The organism is Marinomonas dokdonensis (genome assembly GCF_052747885.1).
The window spans coordinates 720,532-745,607 of sequence record NZ_JBRAND010000001.1 but is presented as its reverse complement, the minus strand read 5'-3'; the positions used below and the strand labels follow the sequence as shown (position 1 = coordinate 745,607).

At 45.8% G+C, this 25,076-nt stretch carries 20 protein-coding genes; 11 read left to right on the top strand and 9 right to left on the bottom strand.

The genetic code is table 11. From position 1 onward, the window contains the following. Positions 1-35 precede the first annotated feature (35 nt). On the bottom strand, positions 36-1,463 hold the full coding sequence (locus tag ACUM5Y_RS03490; protein WP_445975459.1) for an aminotransferase-like domain-containing protein: 1,428 nt from the start codon (positions 1,461-1,463) through the stop codon (positions 36-38). Positions 1,464-1,586: 123 nt separating this feature from the next. On the opposite strand from ACUM5Y_RS03490, the gene ACUM5Y_RS03485 reads away from it, so the two are divergent. The 3 genes from ACUM5Y_RS03485 to epmA are packed head-to-tail and all read left to right on the top strand — an operon-like array spanning position 1,587 to position 4,140. Further along, entirely contained in the window at positions 1,587-2,468 is an 882-nt protein-coding gene (locus tag ACUM5Y_RS03485; RefSeq protein WP_445975458.1) for an EamA family transporter, read from the top strand. A gap of 21 nt (positions 2,469-2,489) precedes the next feature. Beyond that, positions 2,490-3,119: a LysE family translocator gene (locus ACUM5Y_RS03480; RefSeq protein ID WP_445975457.1), complete on the top strand. Its 630-nt coding sequence runs from the start codon at positions 2,490-2,492 to the stop codon at positions 3,117-3,119. 43 nt (positions 3,120-3,162) lie between these two features. Beyond that, positions 3,163-4,140 carry an EF-P lysine aminoacylase EpmA gene (gene epmA, locus ACUM5Y_RS03475; protein ID WP_445975456.1) on the top strand — a complete coding sequence of 326 codons (978 nt, stop codon included), beginning with the start codon at positions 3,163-3,165 and terminating at the stop codon, positions 4,138-4,140. A 61-nt stretch (positions 4,141-4,201) separates the two neighbouring features. Here epmA and ACUM5Y_RS03470 read toward each other — a convergent pair whose 3' ends face one another. Beyond that, on the bottom strand, positions 4,202-6,712 hold the full coding sequence (locus ACUM5Y_RS03470; RefSeq protein ID WP_445975455.1) for a bifunctional diguanylate cyclase/phosphodiesterase: 2,511 nt from the start codon (positions 6,710-6,712) through the stop codon (positions 4,202-4,204). Between the two features lie 174 nt (positions 6,713-6,886). Between ACUM5Y_RS03470 and ACUM5Y_RS03465 the strand changes: the two genes are divergently transcribed. From ACUM5Y_RS03465 to ACUM5Y_RS03455, 3 genes are all read left to right on the top strand, one after another. After that, positions 6,887-9,130, top strand: coding sequence for an ATP-binding protein (locus tag ACUM5Y_RS03465; protein WP_445975454.1), 2,244 nt, complete (start codon positions 6,887-6,889; stop codon positions 9,128-9,130). Continuing rightward, positions 9,130-10,485 (top strand): sigma-54-dependent transcriptional regulator, encoded by a 1,356-nt coding sequence (locus tag ACUM5Y_RS03460; protein ID WP_445975453.1) that lies wholly within the window; start codon positions 9,130-9,132, stop codon positions 10,483-10,485. Before ACUM5Y_RS03465 ends, ACUM5Y_RS03460 begins: the two co-directional genes overlap by 1 nt. Positions 10,486-10,697: 212 nt before the next feature. Further along, positions 10,698-11,450, top strand: a complete 753-nt coding sequence (locus tag ACUM5Y_RS03455) for a GGDEF domain-containing protein (RefSeq protein ID WP_445975669.1) — start codon at positions 10,698-10,700, stop codon at positions 11,448-11,450. Between the two features lie 16 nt (positions 11,451-11,466). Here the strand turns inward: ACUM5Y_RS03455 and ACUM5Y_RS03450 are convergent, their stop codons facing one another. Genes ACUM5Y_RS03450 through ACUM5Y_RS03440 form a run of 3 tightly spaced genes read right to left on the bottom strand, consistent with a single transcriptional unit; the run spans position 11,467 to position 14,252 of the window. Further along, complete coding sequence (locus ACUM5Y_RS03450; protein ID WP_445975452.1) at positions 11,467-12,318, bottom strand: amidohydrolase family protein; 852 nt, start codon at positions 12,316-12,318, stop codon at positions 11,467-11,469. Positions 12,319-12,326: 8 nt separating this feature from the next. Continuing rightward, on the bottom strand, positions 12,327-13,466 hold the full coding sequence (locus tag ACUM5Y_RS03445) for a mandelate racemase/muconate lactonizing enzyme family protein (protein WP_445975451.1): 1,140 nt from the start codon (positions 13,464-13,466) through the stop codon (positions 12,327-12,329). A gap of 51 nt (positions 13,467-13,517) precedes the next feature. Further along, a complete protein-coding gene (locus tag ACUM5Y_RS03440) occupies positions 13,518-14,252 on the bottom strand; it encodes a FadR/GntR family transcriptional regulator (RefSeq protein ID WP_445975450.1) in 735 nt (244 codons plus the stop codon). A gap of 204 nt (positions 14,253-14,456) precedes the next feature. Here ACUM5Y_RS03440 and ACUM5Y_RS03435 point away from each other — a divergent pair, with 204 nt between their 5' ends. The 4 genes from ACUM5Y_RS03435 to kduD all read left to right on the top strand — a co-directional run bounded on the left by ACUM5Y_RS03435 (position 14,457) and on the right by kduD (position 18,674). Then, entirely contained in the window at positions 14,457-15,254 is a 798-nt protein-coding gene (locus ACUM5Y_RS03435) for an NAD-dependent epimerase/dehydratase family protein (protein ID WP_445975449.1), read from the top strand. 94 nt (positions 15,255-15,348) lie between these two features. Beyond that, positions 15,349-16,260: a 5-dehydro-4-deoxyglucarate dehydratase gene (locus tag ACUM5Y_RS03430; protein WP_445975448.1), complete on the top strand. Its 912-nt coding sequence runs from the start codon at positions 15,349-15,351 to the stop codon at positions 16,258-16,260. A gap of 40 nt (positions 16,261-16,300) precedes the next feature. Next, positions 16,301-17,884, top strand: a complete 1,584-nt coding sequence (locus ACUM5Y_RS03425; protein ID WP_445975447.1) for an aldehyde dehydrogenase (NADP(+)) — start codon at positions 16,301-16,303, stop codon at positions 17,882-17,884. Between the two features lie 31 nt (positions 17,885-17,915). Next, positions 17,916-18,674, top strand: a complete 759-nt coding sequence (gene kduD / locus ACUM5Y_RS03420) for a 2-dehydro-3-deoxy-D-gluconate 5-dehydrogenase KduD (protein ID WP_445975446.1) — start codon at positions 17,916-17,918, stop codon at positions 18,672-18,674. A gap of 84 nt (positions 18,675-18,758) precedes the next feature. Here the strand turns inward: kduD and ACUM5Y_RS03415 are convergent, their stop codons facing one another. From ACUM5Y_RS03415 to ACUM5Y_RS03400, 4 genes are all read right to left on the bottom strand, one after another. After that, the gene (locus ACUM5Y_RS03415) at positions 18,759-20,372 is read right to left on the bottom strand and encodes a TRAP transporter large permease (RefSeq protein WP_445975445.1); all 1,614 of its coding nucleotides are present in this window, start codon (positions 20,370-20,372) and stop codon (positions 18,759-18,761) included. A 15-nt stretch (positions 20,373-20,387) separates the two neighbouring features. Continuing rightward, positions 20,388-21,065 (bottom strand): TRAP transporter small permease, encoded by a 678-nt coding sequence (locus ACUM5Y_RS03410; RefSeq protein ID WP_445975444.1) that lies wholly within the window; start codon positions 21,063-21,065, stop codon positions 20,388-20,390. A gap of 148 nt (positions 21,066-21,213) precedes the next feature. Continuing rightward, positions 21,214-22,206: a TRAP transporter substrate-binding protein gene (locus ACUM5Y_RS03405; protein WP_445975443.1), complete on the bottom strand. Its 993-nt coding sequence runs from the start codon at positions 22,204-22,206 to the stop codon at positions 21,214-21,216. 302 nt (positions 22,207-22,508) lie between these two features. Further along, complete coding sequence (locus tag ACUM5Y_RS03400; protein ID WP_445975442.1) at positions 22,509-24,623, bottom strand: GNAT family N-acetyltransferase; 2,115 nt, start codon at positions 24,621-24,623, stop codon at positions 22,509-22,511. A 185-nt stretch (positions 24,624-24,808) separates the two neighbouring features. On the opposite strand from ACUM5Y_RS03400, the gene ACUM5Y_RS03395 reads away from it, so the two are divergent. Continuing rightward, positions 24,809-25,069 (top strand): DUF5062 family protein, encoded by a 261-nt coding sequence (locus ACUM5Y_RS03395; RefSeq protein WP_445975441.1) that lies wholly within the window; start codon positions 24,809-24,811, stop codon positions 25,067-25,069. Positions 25,070-25,076: the final 7 nt, after the last annotated feature.

The window sequence follows — 25,076 nt, the reverse complement described above, 5'->3', positions numbered from 1 at the left end:
AGGCCATTATTGGCCTTTGCAGCAAGGAAGTGGTGCTAAACCAAGGTGTTAATCAATTCACATAACTTTTGCAATTGTTGATAACTACTGTGTTTATCAACAGTGTTTTGCAAGGGCCAGCCACAGTTAATCCGCAAACAGTCATGATAAACATCATGGGTACTAAAGCAGGCCCCAGAACGCATATCGATGCCCGCTTGATTCGCTTGTCGTTCTAGTTCAAGCGTATTGAGATTAGGGATCTGTAGCCAGAGCACTATACCTCCTTGAGGTAGGCTGATTTTTGTTTCTTGAGGCAGGTTCAAACTTAAGAATTGTCGATAATCGTGGATTTGTGCCCCGAGTAGGCGGCGGACTTTATTCACATGACTTTGATATTCCCCAGTGTTGATAAACTCTGCCAAGGCAGACTGCATTAAGCCGTTTACGCCAAAGCCTGTGGCTACTTGTTTTTTACGATAAGACTCAAGGTATTGCCCGGGCAAGCACCAGCCAAGCCGCATTCCCGCCGCGAGGCTTTTAGACACAGAGCCACACCACACCACATAGCCTTGATTGTCCCAATGCTTACTTGGCAAGGGGCTGAGATTTTGATGACTCAGCTCGAAATAAATGTCGTCCTCTATCATGGGAATCTGATAGCGAGCGGCAAGCTGAGCAAGAGCCTGTTTCTGTTTCACACTCAAAGTCTGCCCTGTGGGGTTGATATTAGAGGTGCTAAACAAAGAAGCTTTGACCAAACCTTGCTGTAACACGCTTTCAAAATACTCAAGGTCCAGTCCGTCTGAACCAAGGGGAATTTCGATGACATTGCGTGATAGCCCTACCAACAGATCCAGCAAGCCACTAAAACATGGGGAGCCAATGGCAATGGTGTCGCCAACTTGAGTGAGGGTTTCGATGGCAATGCGGACGGAATCAATACAACCGTTGGTAATCACCAAATCTTGTGGCAGAAACGCAAAATGCTCTTTTTGGAAATGCTGCGCTAGTGCGCTTCTTAGGGCTATTTCTCCTTGAGGGTCAGGGTATTCAAAGAGCTGCTGACCTGCTCGACGCGTAACGCGCTTGATACAGCGCTGTAAGGCTTCTGCGGGTTGCAGCTGCGGGGCTATCATTGAGGTGCCAAGAGGAGTAAACAAAGCCGAGGTTGGGTTATAGCCATTGAGAGGCGCAAAATCCTTTGGGTCTCTAGGCTCCATTTTATCGAGGGACACGTGGGCGGCTGGCGCGTGGTCTTGTTGGTACGCATCCGCTTGCGGCGAGACAAAATAGCCTGATTGAGGCTGAGCATAAATCCAGCCTGCTTGTTGTAGATAGTCATAGGCTCTGGTGGCTGTGGTCATGCTGACCTTATGTTGCTGGCAGATGACACGCAGGGCTGGTAGGCGACTGCCGGTCGGCAACTTTTGTGCTTTGATATCACTGATAAAGCGCTGAGCAAGGTTTTCGTAGAGGGTCATTTATCCACCACTAAGTTAGGTATGTATTAATTGTACTCTAATTTTTATAAAAAATTGCATCTGCACACCTTTTGTTGTTTTTAGCATACTAACCGGGTTATCCACTAACCCTGAGAGCAAGACATGAAACAACGAGACTTTTGGTTACTATTCGCCTTGATGGCCCTATGGGGATTTAATTTTAGTGTCATTAAGCTAGGGGTGAATGATATCGACCCGCTGGTACTGACCGCATTGCGCTTTAGTTGCGCTGTGCTGCCGTTAATATTTTTTATCAAGCGACCAAATGTCGCTTGGCGCTATCTTATCGCCTATGGGTTAAGTTTTGGGGTGGGAGTGTGGGGATTAACCACGCTTTCCCTAGATGTAGGCATGTCAGTGGGAATGGCTTCCCTGCTACTGGATATGAGTGTGGTGAGTGGCTTGTTAATCGGCTGGTGGTTGTTGGATGAAACCATTACCAAAAATAAGCTACTGGGAGCTGCACTGGCTATCATCGGCTTGTTACTCATCGTGTGGGACACAGATGGGGCTATCAGTGTGCAAGGGTTAATACTGGTGCTGGCGGCATCAGCCTTCTGGAGTGTGAATGGGCTGATTTTAAAAAAGGCCAATACTCGCTCAGTGTTCGCCTTTAATATTTGGGGCATGGCGTTTGCCCCGTTGCCGCTGTTACTTATAGCATTGACCTTCCATGGCTCAGACGCCATTACCAACTTGCCTCAACAATTTAGTGGCTGGACGCTATTCTCTGTGTTATTCCAAGCGTATCCCACTACTTTGTTTGGTTACTGGCTGTGGAATAAAATGATTATGAAGTATTCATTGTCCAGTGTTGCCCCCATGACTTTATTGGTACCGGTTTTTGGTATTTTGGGTGGCTATTGGTTTTACGATGAAAGCATTAGTCTGCTGGAAATAGTGGCTGCCATATTAATCTTGATGGGGCTTTTTGTAAGCCAGATGACCTTGCCTAAGGTCATTAAAAACATGGCTACGAGCTAAGCATAGATAAGGAGCAAGGCAATGGATAGTATGCAATATGGACTGATTTTGTTGGGGGCTTTTGTTGCTCAAGCAAGCCCCGGGCCTGCCACATTAACCATTGCCAGTGCGGCCATGTTGCAAGGCCGTATCGCCAGTGTAGCCATAGCCTTAGGTGTATTAACAGGCTCTTTGTTTTGGACTCTATGTGCAGGCTTTGGCTTAGGTGCTGTATTGGCGGCCAATGTTTGGCTCTTTGAAACGCTACGTTATTTAGGGGCTGCGTACCTTATATGGTTAGCTTATAAATCTTGTCGTGGTGCAATGTCTGCTAAGGGTAAAATTACCCTAGAGAAGGTTTCAGCAGGGAGTTTTGCTAAGTTATACGCTAAAGGGCTTGGCCTACATTTGACTAATCCGAAAGCCATCTTGTTTCTAGGGGCTTTGTTTTCTTTAGGTGTCCCCAGCACGATAAATACTCAAGAGCTGATGATGATTATTGGATTCTTGTTCCTACAAAGTGCCGTGATTAACCTAGGTTATGCTTGGCTCTTTTCCCATGGGGTGATGCGCAACGGCTACTTTCGATTAAAGGCTTGGTTTGATGGTATCTTTGCCGCCTTTTTTACCTTGGCAGCGATCAAATTAATATTTTCTAAGCTAAATATCTAAAAGCCAATTTGCTATCATGGGTTTTATTTTTTGAGCTCGCCTTATGTATCAAACTTCCCTTTGGCAACCCAGTGCTGACCTGACAACTCTGCAGTTTCGTGCTGCGGTCTTAAAAAAAATTCGTGCTTTTTTTGATCAGCTAGATGTCATGGAAGTGGATACCCAGTGTTTATCTTTGGCGAGCATTACTGACCCACATATTGAGGTGCTAACTTGTCATACTCGTAGTGTGGGGCAAGACCTTACCTACTACCTGCAAACCTCTCCTGAGTTTGCCATGAAACGTTTGTTAAGTGCTGGCAGTGGTTCTATTTATCAGCTGGGTAAGGTGTTTCGCGCCGAAGAAATTGGCCGTCGTCACAGCATTGAGTTCACCATGTTAGAGTGGTATCGAGTTGGTTTTGATCACTGGCAATTGATGGCAGAAATGGAGCAGTTGCTGCGTTTGTTAAGTGCGGATGATGCCTTGATCTGTGAACGACTCAGTTATCGCCAGGCCTTTATTGATCATCTTGCAGTCGACCCATTTACTGCCCCTTTGGGTGAACTACAGCAACTGGCCCATCAACATACGGAATACGGTTTGCAGGAACAAGATAGAGATACCCTGCTAGAGCTTTTGTTCTCTTCGGTAATTGAAACGCGCATAGGTCAGCAGAACCCGTGTTTTATTCACAGTTATCCTCCTTCCCAAGCGGCACTGGCTAGGCATCAAGAGGAAGAGAGTGGGCAAATGGTCGCTGCGCGCTTTGAGCTGTATTGGCAAGGTATGGAGCTGGCCAACGGCTACTATGAATTAACCGATGCCAAAGAGCAGCAACAGCGTTTTAAAGAGGACCAAGTACAACGTCAGCAAATGGGCTTGGCTGAGCGTCAATTTGATGAACGCTTAATTAGTGCCTTGCAAGCAGGGCTACCAGAATGTGCAGGGGTTGCTCTTGGGGTGGACAGGCTGATTATGCTATTGGGTAAAAAAGATCACATTAAGAAGGTTTTACCCTTCGCCCATGATAGAGCATAAAGAAAATAACGAGAGCTATTGCTCTCGTTATTTGGTGCTATTTATTTAGCTACTTGTTCAGCTATTTATTTAGCCAGGTGGCTTCGCTAACTGGCTTGGATAAGTGATAGCCCTGTAAATAATCGACTCCCATTTCCACTAATCTAGTGTATACCGCTTCATTGTGAACAAATTCGGCTTGGGTTTTTATGCCCAAAGAATGGGCCAGATTATTAATGTGCTTAACCAACTTCTGCAACTTTTCATCTGTATCGATGGTTTTAATGATACAACCATCGAGCTTGAGAATATCTGGATCCAGAGCGATGAGCTTCTCTAAGTTCGAATAACCAGCACCAAAATCGTCGATTGCCAATAACGCCCCAGCTTGGCGGAATTCCGTAATTAATGGGCTAATCCAGTCGTAGTCTTGAATAGACTCAGATTCGGTAATTTCTAAAGTCACTCGGCCTTTAAATTGTTCATCCCTAAAAAAGTGACGCAAAGCTTTTAGGGTATCTTGATGTTTAAAATCCAGTACCGATAGATTAAGGGCTATATGAGTATGTGGGTGTTGATGAAGAATTCGCTCACATTGACTCAGCATGGTACGGGTGATTTTAGGGTAAAGCTGGGTCTGTTTAATGAGCTCTAAGAACATAAAAGGGCTCACTATGGCGTCATCTATTCTCGCTCTCAAGAGCGCTTCAGCACCGATTTCTTGGCCTGTTTTACTGTCGTAATAAGGTTGGAAATACGCCATGACATCGTTGCTTTCTAAGGCTTTACGGATTTTTTGAATCCAATCGAGATTTTCGTCATGGCTAACGGAAGTCGGTAGATCTCCGCTCCAAAAAATTGGCTGGCTATTAATTTGGGCAAAGCGTCTGGCTTCACTGGCTTTAATCAATAGATGGCAAGTCGGGCAAATAGACTCACCGTTGAAATCATTTCTCGACGCAAGGCCCACAGAAAGGCTTAAACTCAACAAGTTTTCGACTTTTTCCGAGGTTAAAAACTCTTGGCTTTCGATATCTTCTGCTATGCCACGAAATAGTCGAATGACTCTTCTTGAGGAAATAGAGCTATCAATGGCTACTGCCACTTCATTGGCTGAAAGGCGATAACAGGTGAACTCAATGCCCACCGAGTTCACCCCTAAAAAGAATTTTAAATATTGCGCCAGTTGCGCCAATACATTGTCCGCAGCACTGTAGCCATATTGTTGGTTAATAAGGCGGAAGTTTCGTATGCGAATAACCGCTAGATGCTCAGTGTCCTCATGATTGGTGAGGTTACGGATTAAAGAAAAGCGGTTTAACAGGCCGGTTTGTAGATCATATAGCCAGTCTTGTTGGAAGTGATCTGGTGGCTCAACGCCAATGGATTTTCGTTCTTGGCTGATGTCCTGAAATGTATTGTTGATCAGATTGAACATAGGAACTAAAGAGTCACTGCTGTCAGGAGCACGAATGACTTTTCTAAGGGTAGATTTAGCGCCATTAGATTCCTTAAAAGCAACGTAGGTTAATGCATGTTGCAAACCTCTGGCACCAAACTGAGACGAGAAGAACTCACCATAACAGTAGACGCCATGTACTGGTTGTACTTGATTGAGCAGAGCCAATTTATTGCTGGCCACTTCCCCTTGGAAGTCGTTTCGACCCATACAGTTAAATACCATAATGCTTTCTGGATCATTATCGTTCAGGCGTTGGATTTCTGGCACAGCTGAGTGTAAGGCTTGCTCTGGGTGGAAGTAGATAAACTGAACGTGAGCGCCTTCTGGAAGAGGTTCACTCATTACGAGTCCACCCTCATCGGCCCAATCTAGGGGGACGGCATTAATCTCAATGCCGTCATTAACACTTCTTAAAGCGAAACGGTTTATCAGCGGCAGGGTAATGTGTTCGCCATTAGATAAATAGCGTTGGTAAATTTGTTGTGCCGGTAGATGGTCAATCTGTTTTAAGGTGTGGCCTTCGCTGGATGTCACCAGCATGTGACGCCCTATCGCAATGTTATCCACAAAAGCGTTGCGCTGCATTGCCATGGTAGGGTTTATAAAGCCCACACACAGAGCATGATCTTGGTATAAATTATCTTGGTATAATAACCAGCTGTTTTTATGGTCGCCATAGCCCGCTCGGCCACCGCTCAGGCTGATATGGTACTCTCGCGTAACATCAAAAAAGTCATCTTTGACATCATACTGAGAGTCCATTAGGACTAAAAACCCCGTGCTATGGTGAGGACCATCAAGACTCAAGAAAGGCGAAAACAGGGCTTCGCCGGACTGGCTTGGCTGCTCAGGCTGGTAAGGATGAATATTATGAACAAACTGACAGCTGTCAAAATAAGAAAGGATCAAGGTCACACCAGACTCTTTGATCAGACCGTTACAAATATGGCGTTCGCTGGCCATGCCAATACGGCAAGCGTCTGGATAGTATCGCTTTAGCTGATCGGCCCAAAGCTTCGCTTGAGCAATGGTTAATGTGCCGTACATTTGTATAAGCGCTGGTGGCGCGTGGTGCTTTATTTCCTCGAGGAGGCTGTCTATCGTTGTGCAATGAATACCGATTGAATGCATTTGCGCCCTACAACCAAAAAAAGTTCCATAACTGATGATTTAAAACACTTACTGTAAAACATGCCTTAATATGTATATGAATGCAATCGTCTATGTTGAATCAATTTTAATAACAATAAGGTTACCCCATTGAAGGATATATTCAGTTTAAACAAAATTTGGTTATCTTTGACGATGACGAAAAGCCGTTTGTTTTTCTTGTACTTTGTGGTCGTGGCAAGTGCTTTGGTGGCTATTTGGCAAGGGGGAGAGGCCCTTCGTACCCAACAAATTCGAGATTTAAAAACAGACTCGACGGAACAGCTTGATCAATTGGCCAATGTACTGGAAAGTGCAATAGCCAAGTATCAACACATGCCTACCTTGTTGGCCGCTAATGACAGAGTTAGAAAAGCACTTCGAGATGGGCTGGAATCCGATATTAATCAATTAAATCGCGAGCTAGAGCAGATCAACCGCATTACAGAAGCGCTTGATAGTTATATTATTAATCCCGATGGCCTCACTATTGCGGCCTCTAATTACCGTCAAACTACCAGTTTTGTCGGGCAAAACTTTTCTTTTCGTCCCTATTTTCAAGATGCCGCAGCGGGTAAGTCCGGACGTTATTATGCCCTAGGGACCATGTCGAATCGTCGAGGCTATTATTTTTCCTACCCAGTTTATGAAGGGGATTCGATTATTGGGGTCGCGGTCGTAAAGGTAGATTTGACCCAGTTCGAGAAGCGTTTTACCAATCAGCATTACGAATTTTTGTTACTAGACCCAGATGGCATTGTCTTTAGTAGTTCCAACAAAGATTGGCTGTATCAGGTGCAAGGGGAGCTAACTGACGGGGAACTGCAACGTATCATCGACAGTAAACGTTACCGAGATCGAACCATAGAGCAACTGGCTGTGGTCGATAAACGTGTGTTTGATGAAGATGCTGATGTGATTGATGTACTAGAAAAAGACACTAATGGCATCACCAAACGTCGATCCTATTTGCAAATGAGCCGTCCGATTCGATTACTGGGTTTTAAAATCTCAACCTTATCCCCTTTAAACGCTATTAACGAAGAAATCGCCTTGCGCCGAGCGGTATTTGCCGGTGGTGTTACCATAACGGGCTTGTTGGTTGGCCTTGCGTTACTGCGCTCAAGAATGTTGCGTGAGCGAGATGATGCTAATGAAATGACTCGCCATAATCAGGCCTATATTCGTGAAGTCATTCAAAATACTCAAGCGGGTCTGGTCACCCTAGATGAAAATTTCAATATCGAATCATTTAACCCTGCGGTAGAAAAATTATTAGGTCAGCCTTTGTCACCCTTAGTTGGCCAGCCCTTATATTCCTTGTTTAAACCCACAGATTTACTTGTGGATGCAGCGTCCCCAGCCTCGGCGGATCGTTTACAAAGTTTGTTACTGGATTCCTCCGCACTCACCTTAGAGGGGCAATTACAGAATCTTCAGCAACAAGCTATTCCTGTGGAAATCACCTTGAGCCAAATGCGCTTGCCGAATCGACGCAGTTATTTGGTGACCGTCCATGATATGACTGAGCGTAAACGCTATGAGCAGGACATTACTGCGGCTCGTAACGAACTAGAAAACCGTGTGTTGGAGCGAACCTTCGAGCTAGAGCAAACCAACAAACTTCTGCGCCAAGAAATCGAACAGCACAGCGATACTCAGCGGGAGTTGATCCAAACGGCGAAACTGGCGGTGTTAGGCCAATTGAGTGCCGGGTTAAACCATGAGTTAAACCAACCCCTAACGGCCATACGAGCGTTTGCGGATAACGGCTTGAAGTTCTTGGCCCGTGAGAACTACAGCCAAGCCCAAGCCAATCTTGAACACATCAAACAGCTTGGTCATCACATGGGGGACATCATCGCACGTTTCAAAGTGTTTGCTCGCAAAGGGGATGTGCAGCAAGGGGCTATTGCCGTACACAGTGCGATTTTAGGGGCTTTTCGTATCATGGCTCCCCGTTATAAAGAAGTGGATATTGAGCTGGACATAGGTCAAGACAAAGAATTGTTTGTTAATGGCGACATGGTGTTTTTAGAACAAGTCTTGGTCAACCTCTTGGCCAATGCTGCTGATGCGGTGGAAGAGGTGTCTCAAGCAGACGGGCAAAATAGGAAATGTGTGAAGCTTGTACAGCGAGTTGAAGAAGGTAAGGTCGCCATTTGCGTTCGAGATTCGGGGAATGGTTTAAGTGAACAAGCCCAGCAGCATCTGTTTGAGCCCTTCTTTACGTCTAAATCTTCTGGTGCAGGGTTGGGTTTAGGTTTGTCCATTAGTCAGCGTATTGTTGAGGTGATGGGCGGACAAATCAGCGCCCATAACCTTGAGCAGGGCGGGGCGGAATTTTGTGTTACCCTACCGCGGTTCGAGCCATTAATTGCCAATAAAGAGGAGTTGTAATGCCACAGTTGGATCAAGTGATTTTGATCGATGATGAGCCGTCGGTACGCATGGCCATATCACAAACTTTGCAATTGGAAGACTTTGAGGTAAATGAGTTTTCCAATGCACAGGGAGTGATAGAGCAGATATCCATCGACTGGTCGGGCATCATAGTCAGTGACATCAACTTGCCCGGCAAAAGTGGTTTGGTGCTGTTTGATGAAGTGAAAAAAATTGATCCAGAAATCCCGTTTATTCTGATCACCGGCCACGGTGATATTGGCATGGCGGTAAGCTCCATCCGAGAAGGGGCCTATGATTTTATTGAAAAGCCTTTTTCTAATGAGGACTTTTTAGATGTGGTTCGTCGTGCTAGTGAAAAGCGTAAACTGACCTTAGAAAACCGCAACCTACGCTTAGAGCTAGCTGCGCAAAATGCTCCGGGCCCACGAATTATTGGTAACACCCCCGGTATTCATCGTTTGCGACAAGCACTGTTGCATGTGGCTGACACTGGCGCGGACATTCTCGTACAGGGGGAAACCGGCACAGGCAAGGAACTGGTGGCTCGTTATATTCATGAGCACAGCTCCCGTCGTGGCAATAGCTTTGTGGCGATCAACTGTGGAGCAGTGCCCGATTCTATTATGGAATCCGAGTTATTTGGTCATGAAAAAGGTGCCTTCACGGATGCTAAATCCCAGCGAATCGGCAAGCTCGAACATGCTAATGGGGGCACCTTATTTCTCGATGAGATCGAGAGTATGCCCATGTCCATGCAGATACGTTTATTACGAGTGTTGGAAGAGCGCAGGGTTGAGCGACTCGGTTCAAACAAGGCGATCGATTTAGACCTGCGTATCTTGGCAGCCACCAAGGTGGATTTAAAACAGCTGAGTGAAAGCGGTACCTTCCGAGAAGATTTGTACTATCGGCTAAATGTGGTGCGAGTGGATATTCCTTCTTTACGGGAGCGTACGGAAGATATTCCATTGTTATGGCAACATTTTTGTTTGGTGGCGACCGCTCAATACAAGCGTGAATCCGAACCATTATCCGCTGCGAGAATGTCCAGTCTATTAAGTTATGAATGGCCTGGAAACGTGCGCGAGCTAAGAAACCTCGCGGAGCGTTATGTATTAATGGGAGAGGCTGGCTCGTTTGAGTTTGACCAGATTATTATCAATGAAAACAACCCAGGCGTAATGACCTTACCAGAGCAGGTGGAGCGTTTTGAAAAAACCTTAATAGAGCAGGAATTGTTAAGGCAAAAAGGCTCGATTAAAAGCACCATGGAATCCCTCGGTCTGCCGAGAAAAACTTTGTACGATAAAATGCGCAAATACGACTTGGATAAAGACTTTTATAAATAAAAGTAAGTTACAAATAGTATTAATTCTTATAGCACAAAAGGTTTAATATGATTTATCATATATAAGAATTAATATTGCACAGGCAATAAAGGTTTAATCGACAAACGTTTTAATAAAATTGAATGGCTTTTATACTTAAATGCCGAGTTGGGGAATAAATGGTATCTGTAATTAGAGAGAAATTAAGAGGGTTCGGTAGAGTACCCTTCGTGATGATTCTCACTCTTTGCGCTACCTTATTGGCCTGTAGTTTAGATTTTATTCTGATTTATAGCTTCGAGGTCTATCACCCCTTTATTGAAGACGTTTGGCTGATCGTCTCCCTTGCTGTCATTATTACCTTTCTTGTTACCCCCATGCTGTCCTGGTATTTGATTGGGCTTTTTTTCAAAGTTGATCAACTTGAGCTAGAAATGGCTAAGATTGCCAAGATAGATGATCTGACCAAGACCTTTAACCGCGGCTACTTTTACAAAGAAAGCGAACGAATTCTTTCCCAAGAAGATGAACTGCTTGTGCCAGATATTTCAAGCTTTGCTCTGCTGGTGATGGATTTGGATAATTTTAAACAGATTAATGACCAATATGGCCATGACTGCGGGGACAAAGTCTTAGCCGAATTTGGCCGTATCTTACTTGAGTCCGCCAAAAGCCCGAATATGGTGGGGCGATTGGGAGGCGAAGAATTTGCCGTTCTCATGCCTAATGCCCGTTATGTGGAAGCAGAAGAGTTGGCTGAAAAGATATGCGCCAAGACTCGAATGCATGGCGTGGATTATAACAATCAGAAAATCTTCTTTACCGTCAGCATAGGTATTTCCCTTGATGTAAAAAGCGCATCAACCACTATTGATGGCGCTTTTAAAGAAGCGGATATGGCCATGTATCAAGCAAAAGATAAAGGCCGAGATAGGTACATGGTATTCGGTTTGTCAAACGATTCAAATGTCGTACCTATGTTCTAACTCGCTGATTTTTTAGTCATTTTCCCCAGTACAAGTCCAAAGGGTTATCGACAAATATACGCTGTCGAGTCTTCTCATCTGGTATCCAGCTCATCACAGTATCCAATAAACTTGCGTCGTTAGGGGCAAGCTCAGCTGTGGTCGAGACGTGAGGCCAGTTACTTCCCCAAATTATTCGTTCAGGTGCATATTGGATAATATGCTTCGTCATGATGGCTATATCCTCATAATAAGGATGACCCGATTGAGAGCTCTCATAACAGGCCGCGATTTTATAATAACAATTTCCTTTATCTATTAATTTAAGTAGCTGCTGAAACTGAGGTGAGCTTATTTTTACGGGAGGTAAAAACTTTCCGTGATGATCAATAACATAATTATTATTTATGTTGTTTAATATAGGCGCATGCTCAAGAATTTCTTGGCCATTAAACTGCACGATACAGCTCCAACCAAATGCTTTAATTTTGTCAGCAATGGTTTTTAACGCCGCAAGTTTTACCGCCCCCATAGGGAGTTGCATTATCCGCGCACCGCGAACGCCTAATTCATGCCATGCTTGCAGTTGTGCTTCTGTGGTTTCTGGCGTCACGACCACCACGCCACGGGCATTGTCGCCCACAGTTTTCAAAGCCTCTAACAAGCAAGTGTTGTCGGCTTGGTAAGCATTTGGCTGAGTGAAGACGACTTTTTCTAGCCCAAGCCAAGCTTGCAGCTGACGATACTCATTGAGGCTTGGGGCATCAGTCGGCACATCTGGGCCGCCGGGCTGTGCTGGGTAATCTTTATGGTATACGTGGCAATGGCTATCAATACTGCCTTTAGGAAACGCTATGTTGGGCGCTTTGCCAGATAAGATACGGCTCATGTCATCTCCTAGGATGGTGTTTTTGCTGCGTATTTTTCAAGTTCATCACGAACGATTTCTATCCCCAAGCCATGCCCTGTGGGTACGTTTAAGCAGCCATTATCCAGAGTAAAAGGCTGTTTGACGATACTTGCTCTAAAAGGATTGTGAGTTTGGTCAAACTCAAATCGCGGGGAAGCACTGCCAGGGGAAGTTGGGCTAGGAGGAATGATGGCATGAAAATGCAAGGATGCGGCCAATGCAACGCTGGTGCCCCAAACATGAGGGACGCAGCGAACCCCATGAACATCACATAAGGTGAGGATTTTTCTTGCTTCGCTCAGACCACCCACACCACAGACGTCTGGTTGTAAGATATCCACTGTGTTTTGTTTGAGGGCTTCGTTTATGCCCCAGCGTGAGTGCCAAGTTTCTCCTCCAGCCAGAGGAATGCTTTGGCTAGTTCTGAGCTTGTGATAGCTGGACAAAGCCTCGGGGACAACGGGCTCTTCGAACCAGGCTATGTCACAATCCGCTACCTGATTCGCCACCCGCGCGGCATCAATATGATCGTAACCGTGATTGGCATCTATCATGAGTTCAATGTCGTCCCCTAGAAATTCTCGAACAGCACGAATAGAGGCCACATCTAGAGCCACCCCAAAACCTATTTTGATTTTCACCGCCTCAAAGCCAGCTTGTTTATATTCGGCAATTTCCGTCAGTAAGCTAGTGATGCGATCTTCCCCAATCATTCGAAAGCCACCAGTGGCATAAGCGGGAATACGTTGACGAAACGCCCCGCCCATTAATTGTTGGATTGGGCATTGGTGGAATTTACCAGCCAGATCCCAAAGGGCAATATCGATGCCGCTAATGGCATTGAGTGTGGCGCCACGCTGCCCTTGGTCGCGGAAGGTGTGATACAAATGTAACCAGATAGGTTCGATGTCTAGGGCATTCTTGCCGATCAACAATGGTGTCATGGCCTTGATATAGGCGGCATTCACAATCGGGTTGCCCAAACATTCTCCCCAGCCTATCAAGCCATTATCGCAAAGAATCTCTAGCAATAAATGCTCTCTGGAGGTGAAGGTCATGGAAGCGGACTCAAAGGGCTTTTCCAAAGAGTGGCTTAAGTGATGGCTTTTGATATGGGTGATTTTCATGTAAGTCCTTATTATTATTTGCTACATAAAATGTTAGTGCCGCAAGCAAGGTTACTCTGTTTGCGGTTTACTTCTTTCAATGTCTCGCATTAAGCGACGATACCTTTGGCAACCATTGGATAGGTGGGTCGCCATGGCCTGCTGAGCCCCTTGTACGTCTTGCTCTTCAATGGCTTGCAAAATGGCTCGGTGTTCATTACTCAGGCTTTTTTCCATGTCGGGGTCTCTGGCAAGGCCTGCTTGTTCGCGCAATCTTGCTCTAGGGATGGTCTGTTTGCCCAGTACCGTTAAGAAATTCACAAAGTGTTGATTGTTAGTGGCCTTGGCGATCGCAAGGTGAAAGTCAAAATCCTCCTGCTCGGCATTTTCACCCTGTTGGCACTTTTTCTCATACGCATCATAACAACGGTATATTTCCGCTTGTTGCGCTGTGCTACCACGCTGAATCGCCAAAGCGACCGCTTGTACTTCGACGGCGGCTCTTAGCTCAAGAGAATCTATGGTGTCGGTAAGGGTTTTGGGATTGTTGATCAATAACTCAGGCAGTGCTTGCGCAGGCTGGCTGACAAAAACGCCCACGCCTTGCTTGGCTTCAACTAAGCCCTCGGTTTTGAGAATGGTAATGGCTTCACGTAACACGGTACGACTCACCCCTAGGACCTTCATTAGGTTAGGTTCGGTGGGCAGCTTATCACCTGGAGTCAACTCGTGATCTTGAATGTATTGTTTTACTTTGATCACGGTTTGTTGCGGTAAGCTAACTTTGGTCTTGTTGTTCGATGCCATTGATATTGCTCATGAATTAGTCAAAAAATACAGTATAGAGGAAACATTCAACCACACTATCAAACATAGTATGACTTGCGTGTATTATAGCTATTTAATGGTTTAAAACAAATTATTCATAGTATGACTGTTGCTAAGGTCAGTTTTAGTATGATAAAAACAGTGTCAAAAAATAAGCAGACTTTTTGCGATAGGGGAAATTTAATGAAACGTATTTTGTTAACAGGTGCTGCGGGCAACCTAGGTAAGGCAATGCGCAAGGCGCTTGCCGGTTGGGCAGACGAGTTGCTGCTATCCGATATTGTGACGATTGATGACTTGGCTGAAGGTGAGTCTTTTCAACAATGCGATCTAGCAGACTTAGAATCCGTTCTGTCTCTAGTAAAGGGTTGCGATGGCATCATCCATCTTGGCGGTGTGTCAGTCGAAGACACCTTCGAAAATATTATGAATGGCAATTTAAAAGGCGTTTACCACATTTACGAGGCGGCTCGCCAACATGGCGTAAAACGCATTCTGTTTGCTAGCTCAAACCATGTGGTGGGCTTTCATTCCAGAGAAACGCATCTTGATGCCAATAGCCCAATGCGACCAGACAGCTTGTATGGTGTTTCCAAGGGCTATGGTGAACTTATGGCCAGTTATTACTGGGATAAATTTGGCATCGAATCGGCACTCGTGCGCATTGGTAGCTGCTTACCCAAACCTTTAGACCGTCGTATGTTATCTACTTGGTTAAGCGAAGGGGACTTTGCGGACCTTATCAAAAAAGTATTTGTCATCAACCGTTTAGGCTGCACTGTCATCTATGGTGCTTCGGATAACGCGCATTCTTGGTGGGACAACCGCCATGCTAAATTTATCGGCTGGTTGCCGAGCGGTCACGCAGAAGACTTTGCCGAAGAAGTGTTGGCAAATGATCCGCCACGGGATGCCGATGATCCGTTTTTACTCTATCAAGGGGGTGTTTTTGCCACCGCAGGACACTTTGAAGACAAGTAAAAAATAAGGCGTTTCTAGCACTCAGTTCGAAGCCATACAGTCATTTACTGAAGGCTTCGCTCATCGTTGTATTAATAAAAATAAGGACAATTATATGACTCTCTCAACACAGCAAATCCGAGCTTCTCTAAGTGATGGCTTACTTTCTTTTCCTATTTCTGACTTTGACGAAACAGGAGCGTTTAGCCCTGAAACCTATCGTCAGAGAATCGAATGGTTTATTGAACACGATGTCTCTGCCGTTTTCGTAGCGGGTGGCACAGGGGAATTTTTCTCTTTGGGGTTGGAAGAATACAAACAGATCGTCCAAATTGCGGTGGAAACCGTGGCTGGCAGAGTGCCGGTTATTGCCAGCGCAGGGCGCAGTGTTAGCGAAGCAAAAGTGTTTGTAAAAGCCGCAGAGGAAGCGGGTTGTGATGGGGTGTTATTAATGCCGCCATTTCTTACGGAATGTCCAGAAGATGGCATCCTAGAATACGCCTCGCAAATTATGCAAAGCAGCCCGATTCAGTTTATCTACTATAACCGTGGTAATGGCATCTTGGGGGCAGAAAATGTTAAAACATTGGCAGAGCGCAACCCTAATTTGATCGCTTTAAAAGATGGTGTGGGTAACATAGCGGCTCTGAACGATACGATAAAAACAGTGGGTGATCGTCTGGTTTATATTGGTGGTGTACCCACTGCTGAAATTTTTGCCGAGGCTTATTTATCTATCGGAGTGAACACTTACTCTTCTGCGGTCTTCAATTTTATGCCGGAGATGGCGAATCGCTTTTATAAAGCTTTGCGAGCAGGCGATAGGGAGACTGTTACCAGCATTATCCAGAATTTCTTTATTCCTTTTTGTCGCTTACGTGATGAGAAAAAAGGCTATGCGGTGAGTCTTATTAAAGCTGGGGCACAGCTTATTGAACGCTCAGCGGGAGATGTCCGCGCACCTTTGACAATGCCAACCGCAGAACAAAAAGCACGATTACAAAGCCTGATAAAAGCCAATGCTTGAACTCAGTAATAGTGAACGAATCTAGCGAATGGAGCACAAGATGGAAATTTTAGGAAAAATGCTGATCGGTCAATCCTCTTTATCGGGTGATCAGCAGGGTGTCAGAGGGGTAAATCCTCTTACAGCGGAATCACTGGAACCTGAATATTTAGGGGCAAATACAGAACAAGTGGCTCAAGTTGTTGATCTAGCATGGCAGGCATTTGATGATTACCGAGCTTGCTCCAATGAACAAAGAGCTAAGTTCTTAGAATGCATTGGCGATGAGATTCTTGCCCTAGGAGATACTCTAGTACAGCGTGCCATGCTGGAAACAGGTTTACCCCAAGCTCGCATAGAAGGGGAGCGTGGTCGCACTGTAGGTCAGCTTAAACTGTTTGCCTCCGTACTAAGGTCAGGACATTATTTAGATGCGCGCATTGATCCTGCTATGGCTGATCGTGCGCCATTGCCACGGGCAGACCTGCGTATGCAGAAAATCCCACTAGGGCCTGTGGCGGTATTTGGCGCGAGTAATTTTCCTCTAGCATTTTCCGTGGCGGGTGGCGATACGGCCTCGGCGTTGGCGGCGGGTTGTCCTGTGGTGGTAAAAGCCCATGCAGCACATCCTGGTACTTCTGAGTTAGTAGGTTGTGCGATTCAGCAAGCCGTGAAGAAGTGTGCCATGCCAGAAGGCGTTTTCTCGCTACTGTTTGATGCTGGTATTAGTGTCGGAACCGCCTTAGTGACTCACCCAGCGATTAAAGCGGTGGGCTTTACTGGGTCTCGTAGCGGCGGTGTGGCGTTAATGAATATTGCGGCAAATCGTCCTGAGCCTATTCCTGTTTATGCGGAAATGAGCAGTATTAACCCTGTGTTTGTGATGCCAAATAAGCTTGCCAAACAAGCCAATCAGGTGGCATCTGGCTTTGTTGCTTCCCTAGCTATGGGAGCAGGGCAGTTTTGTACCAATCCAGGTTTAGTGGTGGTTTTGGAAGCGGAAGGTATTGAGTCATTCTTGACACAAATAGCCGAAGACACACAGGCATTAACTAGCCAAACCATGCTGACATCTGGCATTTATCAAGCCTATTGTCACGGGGTGGAAGCACTCGTAGCAAATCCTAAGGTCAGTCTATTAGCTAAGGGGCAGAAAACCGAGCATGAAAATCAATGTCAGGCCCATGTGTTTGTCACCGATGCCAAAACTTTCCTTGCAGACAGCCGTTTAGAAAATGAAATTTTTGGCTCAACTTCTTTAGTAATTCGCTGTGCAACGCTTGCGGAATACCGAGCCATTGCCGAGCATATTGAAGGACAACTAACCATTACTATCCAGATGGATGATGGCGATATTGCTGCGGTTCAAAGCTTGCTACCAGTATTTGAACGTAAAGCTGGGCGTTTACTGTGTAATGGTTACCCTACTGGTGTTGAGGTTTGTCAGGCCATGGTACATGGGGGGCCTTTCCCAGCGACATCGGACAGCCGTTCAACTTCAGTTGGCAGCGCCGCAATTGATCGCTTTGTGCGCCCTGTGTGTTATCAAGACTTCCCTGCTGAGTTATTACCCACCAGTGTTAAAGATGATAATCCGTGGTCTTGTCCGCAATTGTTAGACGGCGTCATGGTGCTATCCAAGTAGTCGCCATATCAAGTGATTTGAGAGGGTAGAGATGCAACAAATGTTTGATTTAACTGGCAAGGTTGCCATAGTGACCGGCTGCAACACTGGTCTGGGTCAAGGTATGGCGCTTGCTTTGGCAAATGCTGGTGCTGATATTGTTGGGGTAAACCGCAGAGAGCCGGTAGAAACCCAGCAGTTGGTAGAACAAGCTGGTCGTCAATTTCATAGTGTGATTGCCGATATGGGCAAGGTTTCCAATGTGCCTGTGATTATAGAATCTGCGGTGGCCGCGTTTGGTAAATTGGATATCTTGGTGAACAATGCAGGCATTATTCGCCGCAACGATGCCATCGATTTCACTGAACAAGATTGGGACGATGTCATGGATGTGAATATCAAGTCCTTGTTCTTTTTAGCGCAAGGCTTTGCCAAACAGGTGCTTAAGCAAGGCACACCTGCCAACATCATCAATATTGCCTCCATGTTGTCTTACCAAGGGGGCATTCGCGTGCCATCTTATACAGCATCTAAGAGCGGAGTGATGGGGGTGACACGTTTACTGGCCAATGAATGGGCGCAACATGGCATTAATGTGAATGCTATTGCCCCGGGTTATATGGCCACAGACAATACCAAAGCTTTGCAAAGCGATGAAAAACGCTCTGCAGAGATACTTGGACGTATTCCCGCAGGACGCTGGGGAACACCTGACGATATGGCAGGCCCTGTGGTTTTCCTAGCTTCGGAAGCGGCGCGCTATATTCACGGTTATACCATTGCAGTCGATGGTGGCTGGCTCGCACGCTAACCGGCTATTATCTTGCAATAAAAAAAGCGCTAATCAGTGATTAGCGCTTTTTTTGTACCTAGCTTTAGCTCTAGGGGAAAGTCCTTATTGGACGATTTCTGGGCCCATAATGCTGTAAGGCAAGGCGGTAGATAGGGCTGGAATGTAGGTTACCAAGACTAGGAATACCATTAATACCAATACGAATGGCATGGCTGCTTTCACAACTTTTGCCAAACTCATGCCGGTAATACCCGAAGTCACGAACAAGTTGAGACCAATTGGTGGCGTGATCATACCGATTTCCATGTTTACCACCATGATGATACCTAGGTGGATTGGGTCAACTCCCAATTCCATTGCGATAGGGAACACTACAGGGGCAACAATAACCAGTAAGCCAGAAGGCTCCATAAACTGACCACCAATGAGCAGTAAGATGTTTACCGCAATCAAGAAGGTGAACCAGTTAAAGCCAACGCCCAGCATCCACTCAGTAATCATTTGTGGAATACGTTCCGCTGACAAGGTGTGAGCGAAAAGCAGAGCGTTGGCGATGATGAACATCAACATAATGGTAGTTTTGGTACCGTCCAACATTACCTTGCGAGACTCTTCACCAAACAAGGCAGGGAAAAAGCTACGTGTCATCAATGACAAGTTACGGCCCCAAATAGGCATGCCTGCAACAAGACAACTGACCATGGATTGTTCTAGGTGGGAGGCACGTTTATGAACATAAAATAGGGCAATCAATACGGACATGATCAAGCCCCAAATCGCACGATCGCCACCAGTAACGGTTTCACTGTCAGCAAACACGAAGAAGGACATGATCTCCCACACTAGGAAGAAGGAAACCCCGTACACAGTACCGTTGAAACCAATACGAGCGTGGTCTGCATCGGTCTCATTGGTCCAAGTTTTACCTTGTAACGGGCCCATGTCACGGTAGATAAACAGGGCAATGAAAATAGAATACACAGCCGCGACAACCGCCGCTTCCGTTGGTGTGAACACACCACCGTAAATACCGCCCATGATGATGACAACAAGGAACAAGCCCCAGCCGGCATCTTTACCACCACGGACTAGGTGGCCAAAACCTTTCCATTCTTCGGAAGGTAGGTTCTTAATGCGAGCAACTACGTAGATGGCAAGCATCAACATACCACCGGCCATCAAACCTGGGATCACACCGGCTAAGAACATGCGTCCTACCGATACATCCACTGACGCGGCATATACCACCATTACGATAGAAGGCGGAATCAGGATGCCTAATGTACCTGCGTTGGCAATGATGCCCGCAGCGAACTCTTTCGAGTAACCCACTTGGCGCATACCGGCAATGGCGATAGTACCAATGGCGACCACGGTTGCAGGGGAAGAGCCCGATAAGGCGGCAAACATCATACATGCCAAAACCGACGCCATGGCTAAACCACCACGGAAGTGTCCAACACTGGCAATGGCAAAGTTAATTAAACGTTTTGCCACACCGCCGGTGGACATATAGGCCGAGGCAAGGATGAAGAAGGGGATTGCTAGCAGGGTGTAATGTTGCCCTGCGCCAAATAGCGAAATCGCCACCGACGACAAAGAGTCGTGAGAGAAAAAGGTGATGAATAGAATGGACGATAAGCCCAAGCAGATACCCACTGGCAAGCCGATAAACAGCAGCACGAGTACCAGAGAAAATAAAATAAGAGATTCCACAATAAAGCTCCGCTGTTAGTCTTTTAAGGCGTTTTTGTTTTCTTCAACCAAGTCTTGCGCTTCGTGGCCACTGATCAACATGTCGCGCTTGTTGCGAGCAATATCAATAAAGGCTTGTAGAGAGCGATAAGACAACATAGCTAGACTGATGGGTAGAATCACCAAGACTAACCAGCGGTGAACGCGTGGACGTAAACCAAACAGTTCTTGCACAAATTCAGGGTAGCGAAGCTCTTCGGAGCCAATACCGATTTTGAACATTTTCGACCAATACTCAATAGCACCACCGCGCACGTCTACGCCCAACATAGCTAACCAGGTCGAGTCGAGCAAAATTAGGCCGTACAGCATGGCTGCCGCGGCGCCAAACAATGATAGAGCTTTGGTGATTCGCGCAGGCACAGCATTCAGAACAATATCGACCCCTAGGTGTAAGCCGGTTTTGATGCCGTAGCTCATGCCGAGAAGGATCAACCAAGAGAATGCCACAGTGTTGAATTCTAAAGCAGCGTCCCAGCCGGTGTTGAAACCATAGCGGGCAATAACTTGTCCAAATGACACCGCCATAATGGAGGAAATCACAATGATTAAGAGGTTTTCTTCCGCCCTTTCCATGACTTTAGGGAAGCGTTTTTCTAGTAGCCAAAGCACCAGAATAAAAAATAGTAAATACAAGTGTGGCCAATATGCCATGGGGGTCTCCTAAACAAATGGACCTAACAATATAAAGAGCAGCCCTGCGGCGTTACCTAACGTTTTCAAGTACTTACTTGGTGAGTGCGAGAGGAAAGGCCGCAGAGGTTGACCTAAAAGGCCAACCAGCTGCTGGGTAGTGAGTTAATTAAGCGCCAGCAGCAGCTTTAATTAAGTCTTTACCTATGTAGCTTTCGAACTGAGTCCAAACAGGCGCCATGGTATCAACCCACTGCTGGCGTTGTTCTGGAGTCAAAGAGTTGATCTTGCCACCGGCTTTCAGAATGTTGGCGCGGTTCGCAGCTTCTTTTGCTTTGACAGATTCGTTTGCTTGTTGCGTTACATCATCGGCAATTTGTACGAACTGAGCGCGGTCTTCTGCAGATAGGCTGCTCAAGAACTCAGAAGACGTCATGAACAAGTAAGCCAACAACTGGTGGTTGGTTTCCGTTACGCTGTCTTGAACTTCGTAGAATTTTTTCGTGTAGATGTTAGACCAAGTGTTTTCTTGACCGTCTACAACGCCTGTTTGCAAAGCACCGTATACTTCAGAGAACGCCATCGCCTGTGGTGATGCGCCCATTGCAGAGATCATTTGCTTCGCAACGTCAGAGGTTTGTACGCGGAATTTTAGGCCTTCAGCGTCGCTAGGAACCATAAGAGGCTTGTTGGCAGAGAAGTACTTCATACCAGACATCCAATAACCTAGACCAACGAAACCTGCGTATTCGTCCATTTCAGTTAATAATGCCTTACCTTCTTTAGTGTTGGTAAAGCGAATGGCATGGTCCATGTCTTTAAAGATGAAAGGTAGGTCAAAGACGCCGTACTTGTCGGTGTAAGAACCAAATTTAGACAAAGAAGGGGCAAGCAGTTGAACATCGCCTAGTAGCAAGGCTTCAAGCTCTTTGGAATCACCAAACAATGTGGAGTTAGGGAAAACTTCAACACAAAGTTTGCCATTCATCTCTTTGTTTACGCGGTCTGCAAAGTTATTGGCAGCAACCACTTTAGGGTGAGTTGTACCACCTGTTACGTGGCTGAATTTAACGACGCGCTCACCAGAGTCACAGTTGGCAGCGGCGGTGCCCGCAGAAAGTGCTAGGGCAAGAGATGTTAGGGCTAAGCTGATTTTTTTCATTGTTATAAAACTCCAATACTGAGTAATTATTATTGTTTGCCTAATTTTCAGCCGAGTCATGTGTCATGACGGCTAAGCTATTTAGGGTAGCTGGACACTTTCTTTACACATTTTGTGCCAAGAAAATGTAAATCCTAATAACCTATTGATTTTATTTGTTTTAATTGATTTTTTTGAGTGATTTTAGTTTCTTTAAGTGTTTTATTTGGATAGATAATGGGGGGATTACACACAATAAGTTAGGCTGGATGGGTGGATATCCGCCCATTTTTTTAAGGTGGGTATGACGTGATTTAAATGACTTAACAAGTGATTAAATACTGTACGATTTTTTTCAGTCTTTGCTCAAATTGTTTTCTTGAATGTAGGCTAAAATCACTAAAGTCTGTTTTGCTCGCTGGGCTTTTTAGGGCAGATGCCAACAATAAGCAGTCTTGATCAGAAGGCTTTATAGCGCCTTGACTGATAGCATGCTGAACGCAGCGGGCCAGTTGTGCCCGAATCGTGAGGTAAGGGCGATAATGATAAGCAAACAGCTCTAAATCTTGCTTATCTTTGTTAGTAAATCCACTAAGTTTCGCCCTTTGGAGTGGTGTGAGTGTTTCTAGCCCTAACCTAGCAGCTAAGCTTGGCTCTAAACCTTCATAGTCTCTGGGGAGGTTAATCATTAAGTTCGCAAGGTAGTTTTGCTGCCATACCTGTGCTTGTGATTGGACGCTGGCATTCAGAGGCTTCACCATCATTAGTGAGTAACAGCCGCTGGCCTGATCTTTGGTGGTGCCCAATCGAACCGCTTGAAAGCCATTTTTTAGCCAAAACTTCACGGTATCTAAAGTCGCGGCAAAGCTGGTGGCTAAGAAATCTATGCCTTCTTGTTTGGCTACCGTCTCCATGTGCTCTAACAACTGGCTAGCATAGCCCTGTTGCTGGTCGGCCGGATTGGTGGCAATACGACTGATACGCCAATAGCGATAATTCGCAGCAGTGTTATGCCCCTCGTGTGCCAATAACGACTGTGGAAGTAAGTGGCCACGGGGGCGTCTGTGGCCTTCTAATACCGCTTGGCTGAGTTGTTCTGGTAACGGCCCTTCTTCTGTGAGAATCGCAACGCTAACAAGTTTGCTGGTGTTCTGCTGGGGAGAAGTCTTCGCCAAAGTGAAACCCTGTACAGAGGGATCATCCAGCATCCAGCGTAAGTTTTCGGGAGAGGTTTGGTAATGGGCGTTGAGCAATAGCTGAAAGCTGTCTTTTAAGTCACTACCTTGAGCCAACCATTGTTGATTTCTAAGCTGGGTAAAGCTTGTCTGTAAAGGAGTATCGGTACAAAGGGGGGGCTCAGGGTTTAGGGTGTTTTCAACTTGCGGATCAGGGCTTAGTAACAGGCGCTGATTTAGCCAGTTCTCCAGTGGGTCATTTTCCCCCCATCGAATTGGAGTGGTTAAAGTCAGACGCTTTAAGGGTTTGTCTTGAGCCTCTAAATACTCACAAAAACGCAAGCCAAAGCCTTTGCCTGCGCCTTCATAGCCATAATCCGTGGTACTAAAAAGAGTGCACTGAGCTTTATTCGCTAAAGCTTTCAACATAGGCACAGGAATCATGGCGGCTTCATCAATGAACAAATAATCCCATTGTTCTGACTGACTTAATAAAGCATCAGCCGCATAAAAGGGTAAATCCTTGTTAGGTTTTAGGTGCTCGTAATGCTGTTTAAGGGTCAAAATGGCTTGTTGATGCGCAGCAGTTAACGCCACCTTATAACCTTTATTGACTAACTGAGCTAAGCAGTCTCCCAACAAAGTGGATTTTCCGCGGCCTCTTGGAGCAAGCAAAATATTATTGCCCTGTGGGTTCGCCCGAAAAATCTGTTGTGCCTGTTGCTGAGCTTGGGTGAGTTCAACATCTTCTAAAAGTTCGGGTAAGGGCGCTATGGCTGAGTGTTGCTGGTCGTCAAAGCGGATAAATGGACTGTCGGTGGCTTCGAGCTGTTGCCAGAAATAAGCCTTAAAGTAAGAGTGAACTTGGTCGGGCTCCAGCGGCCAAGGTAAGTACCTTGCGAGTTCTTGGTCGGGTGTGGCTAACCAATCCAGCTCTGGGAGCGCTAAAGCAAATAGACCACCGGCACGCACAGTGCCGGCTAAAATAGCGATGGCTTCTATGGAGAGACCTGAGGTTAAGTCGAGTAAAATTGCTTCATGACTTAGGCCAAGCTGTTGTTTGGCTTGCTTGAAGCTGCAGGTGTTAAATTGATAGGCGGGATCAGCTTGCTCCTCATGACTTAAGGCTCGCCAATCACTGTCGTCATGGGCGCAAATCAAAGGCTGTTTAAGGTGTTGGCTAAGTTTTTGAAAATCCGACAAAATTTGTCGACGATCACCTTGTAGTAAGAAACAGTGACGATGCTGAAAAGCGCTGGACATGGGTTCTCCTTAGTAGCCCATCTATCATACTTGGCCTTTAGGTTTGGGCCAAATTTATACACCCTCTAAAAGATTGAAAGTATTTGTATGTTTAATAGCAATAAAAGCCGTGAAAATGCTAGAGTCATGGGAAGATGTTGTCTTAAATCATTAGCTTAACGCTAAAGACTGTTGAAGGTAGAAACATGAAAAAAATTAAAAACGAAGCAGCTCTAAGCAAAAAAGCCATACAAGTTGGAGAAAATTACGCCCTGAAACGTGGCTACGCTGGATTTTCAACCACTATGTCTGCCAATGAAAAGACGGAAGCCATTTACCGACTTTTGGTATTGGATAAGTTGATTGTGGCCTTACCGGCCGACAAAGAAGACTTACCCGGAATGAAACATAAGTTGGCGATTTGGATTCAGAAACTGCTACCCAAAGATGACCCTTTATTAGCCTAATAAAAAC

Bases quoted from the DNA above. Each gene is read 5' to 3' on its own strand.
- ACUM5Y_RS03490 (WP_445975459.1), bottom strand. From the start codon at position 1,463: ATGACCCTCTACGAAAACCTTGCTCAGCGCTTTATCAGTGATATCAAA.
- ACUM5Y_RS03485 (WP_445975458.1), top strand. From the start codon at position 1,587: ATGAAACAACGAGACTTTTGGTTACTATTCGCCTTGATGGCCCTATGG.
- ACUM5Y_RS03480 (WP_445975457.1), top strand. From the start codon at position 2,490: ATGGATAGTATGCAATATGGACTGATTTTGTTGGGGGCTTTTGTTGCT.
- epmA (WP_445975456.1), top strand. From the start codon at position 3,163: ATGTATCAAACTTCCCTTTGGCAACCCAGTGCTGACCTGACAACTCTG.
- ACUM5Y_RS03470 (WP_445975455.1), bottom strand. From the start codon at position 6,712: ATGCATTCAATCGGTATTCATTGCACAACGATAGACAGCCTCCTCGAG.
- ACUM5Y_RS03465 (WP_445975454.1), top strand. From the start codon at position 6,887: ATGACGAAAAGCCGTTTGTTTTTCTTGTACTTTGTGGTCGTGGCAAGT.
- ACUM5Y_RS03460 (WP_445975453.1), top strand. From the start codon at position 9,130: ATGCCACAGTTGGATCAAGTGATTTTGATCGATGATGAGCCGTCGGTA.
- ACUM5Y_RS03455 (WP_445975669.1), top strand. From the start codon at position 10,698: ATGATTCTCACTCTTTGCGCTACCTTATTGGCCTGTAGTTTAGATTTT.
- ACUM5Y_RS03450 (WP_445975452.1), bottom strand. From the start codon at position 12,318: ATGAGCCGTATCTTATCTGGCAAAGCGCCCAACATAGCGTTTCCTAAA.
- ACUM5Y_RS03445 (WP_445975451.1), bottom strand. From the start codon at position 13,466: ATGAAAATCACCCATATCAAAAGCCATCACTTAAGCCACTCTTTGGAA.
- ACUM5Y_RS03440 (WP_445975450.1), bottom strand. From the start codon at position 14,252: ATGGCATCGAACAACAAGACCAAAGTTAGCTTACCGCAACAAACCGTG.
- ACUM5Y_RS03435 (WP_445975449.1), top strand. From the start codon at position 14,457: ATGAAACGTATTTTGTTAACAGGTGCTGCGGGCAACCTAGGTAAGGCA.
- ACUM5Y_RS03430 (WP_445975448.1), top strand. From the start codon at position 15,349: ATGACTCTCTCAACACAGCAAATCCGAGCTTCTCTAAGTGATGGCTTA.
- ACUM5Y_RS03425 (WP_445975447.1), top strand. From the start codon at position 16,301: ATGGAAATTTTAGGAAAAATGCTGATCGGTCAATCCTCTTTATCGGGT.
- kduD (WP_445975446.1), top strand. From the start codon at position 17,916: ATGCAACAAATGTTTGATTTAACTGGCAAGGTTGCCATAGTGACCGGC.
- ACUM5Y_RS03410 (WP_445975444.1), bottom strand. From the start codon at position 21,065: ATGGCATATTGGCCACACTTGTATTTACTATTTTTTATTCTGGTGCTT.
- ACUM5Y_RS03405 (WP_445975443.1), bottom strand. From the start codon at position 22,206: ATGAAAAAAATCAGCTTAGCCCTAACATCTCTTGCCCTAGCACTTTCT.
- ACUM5Y_RS03400 (WP_445975442.1), bottom strand. From the start codon at position 24,623: ATGTCCAGCGCTTTTCAGCATCGTCACTGTTTCTTACTACAAGGTGAT.
- ACUM5Y_RS03395 (WP_445975441.1), top strand. From the start codon at position 24,809: ATGAAAAAAATTAAAAACGAAGCAGCTCTAAGCAAAAAAGCCATACAA.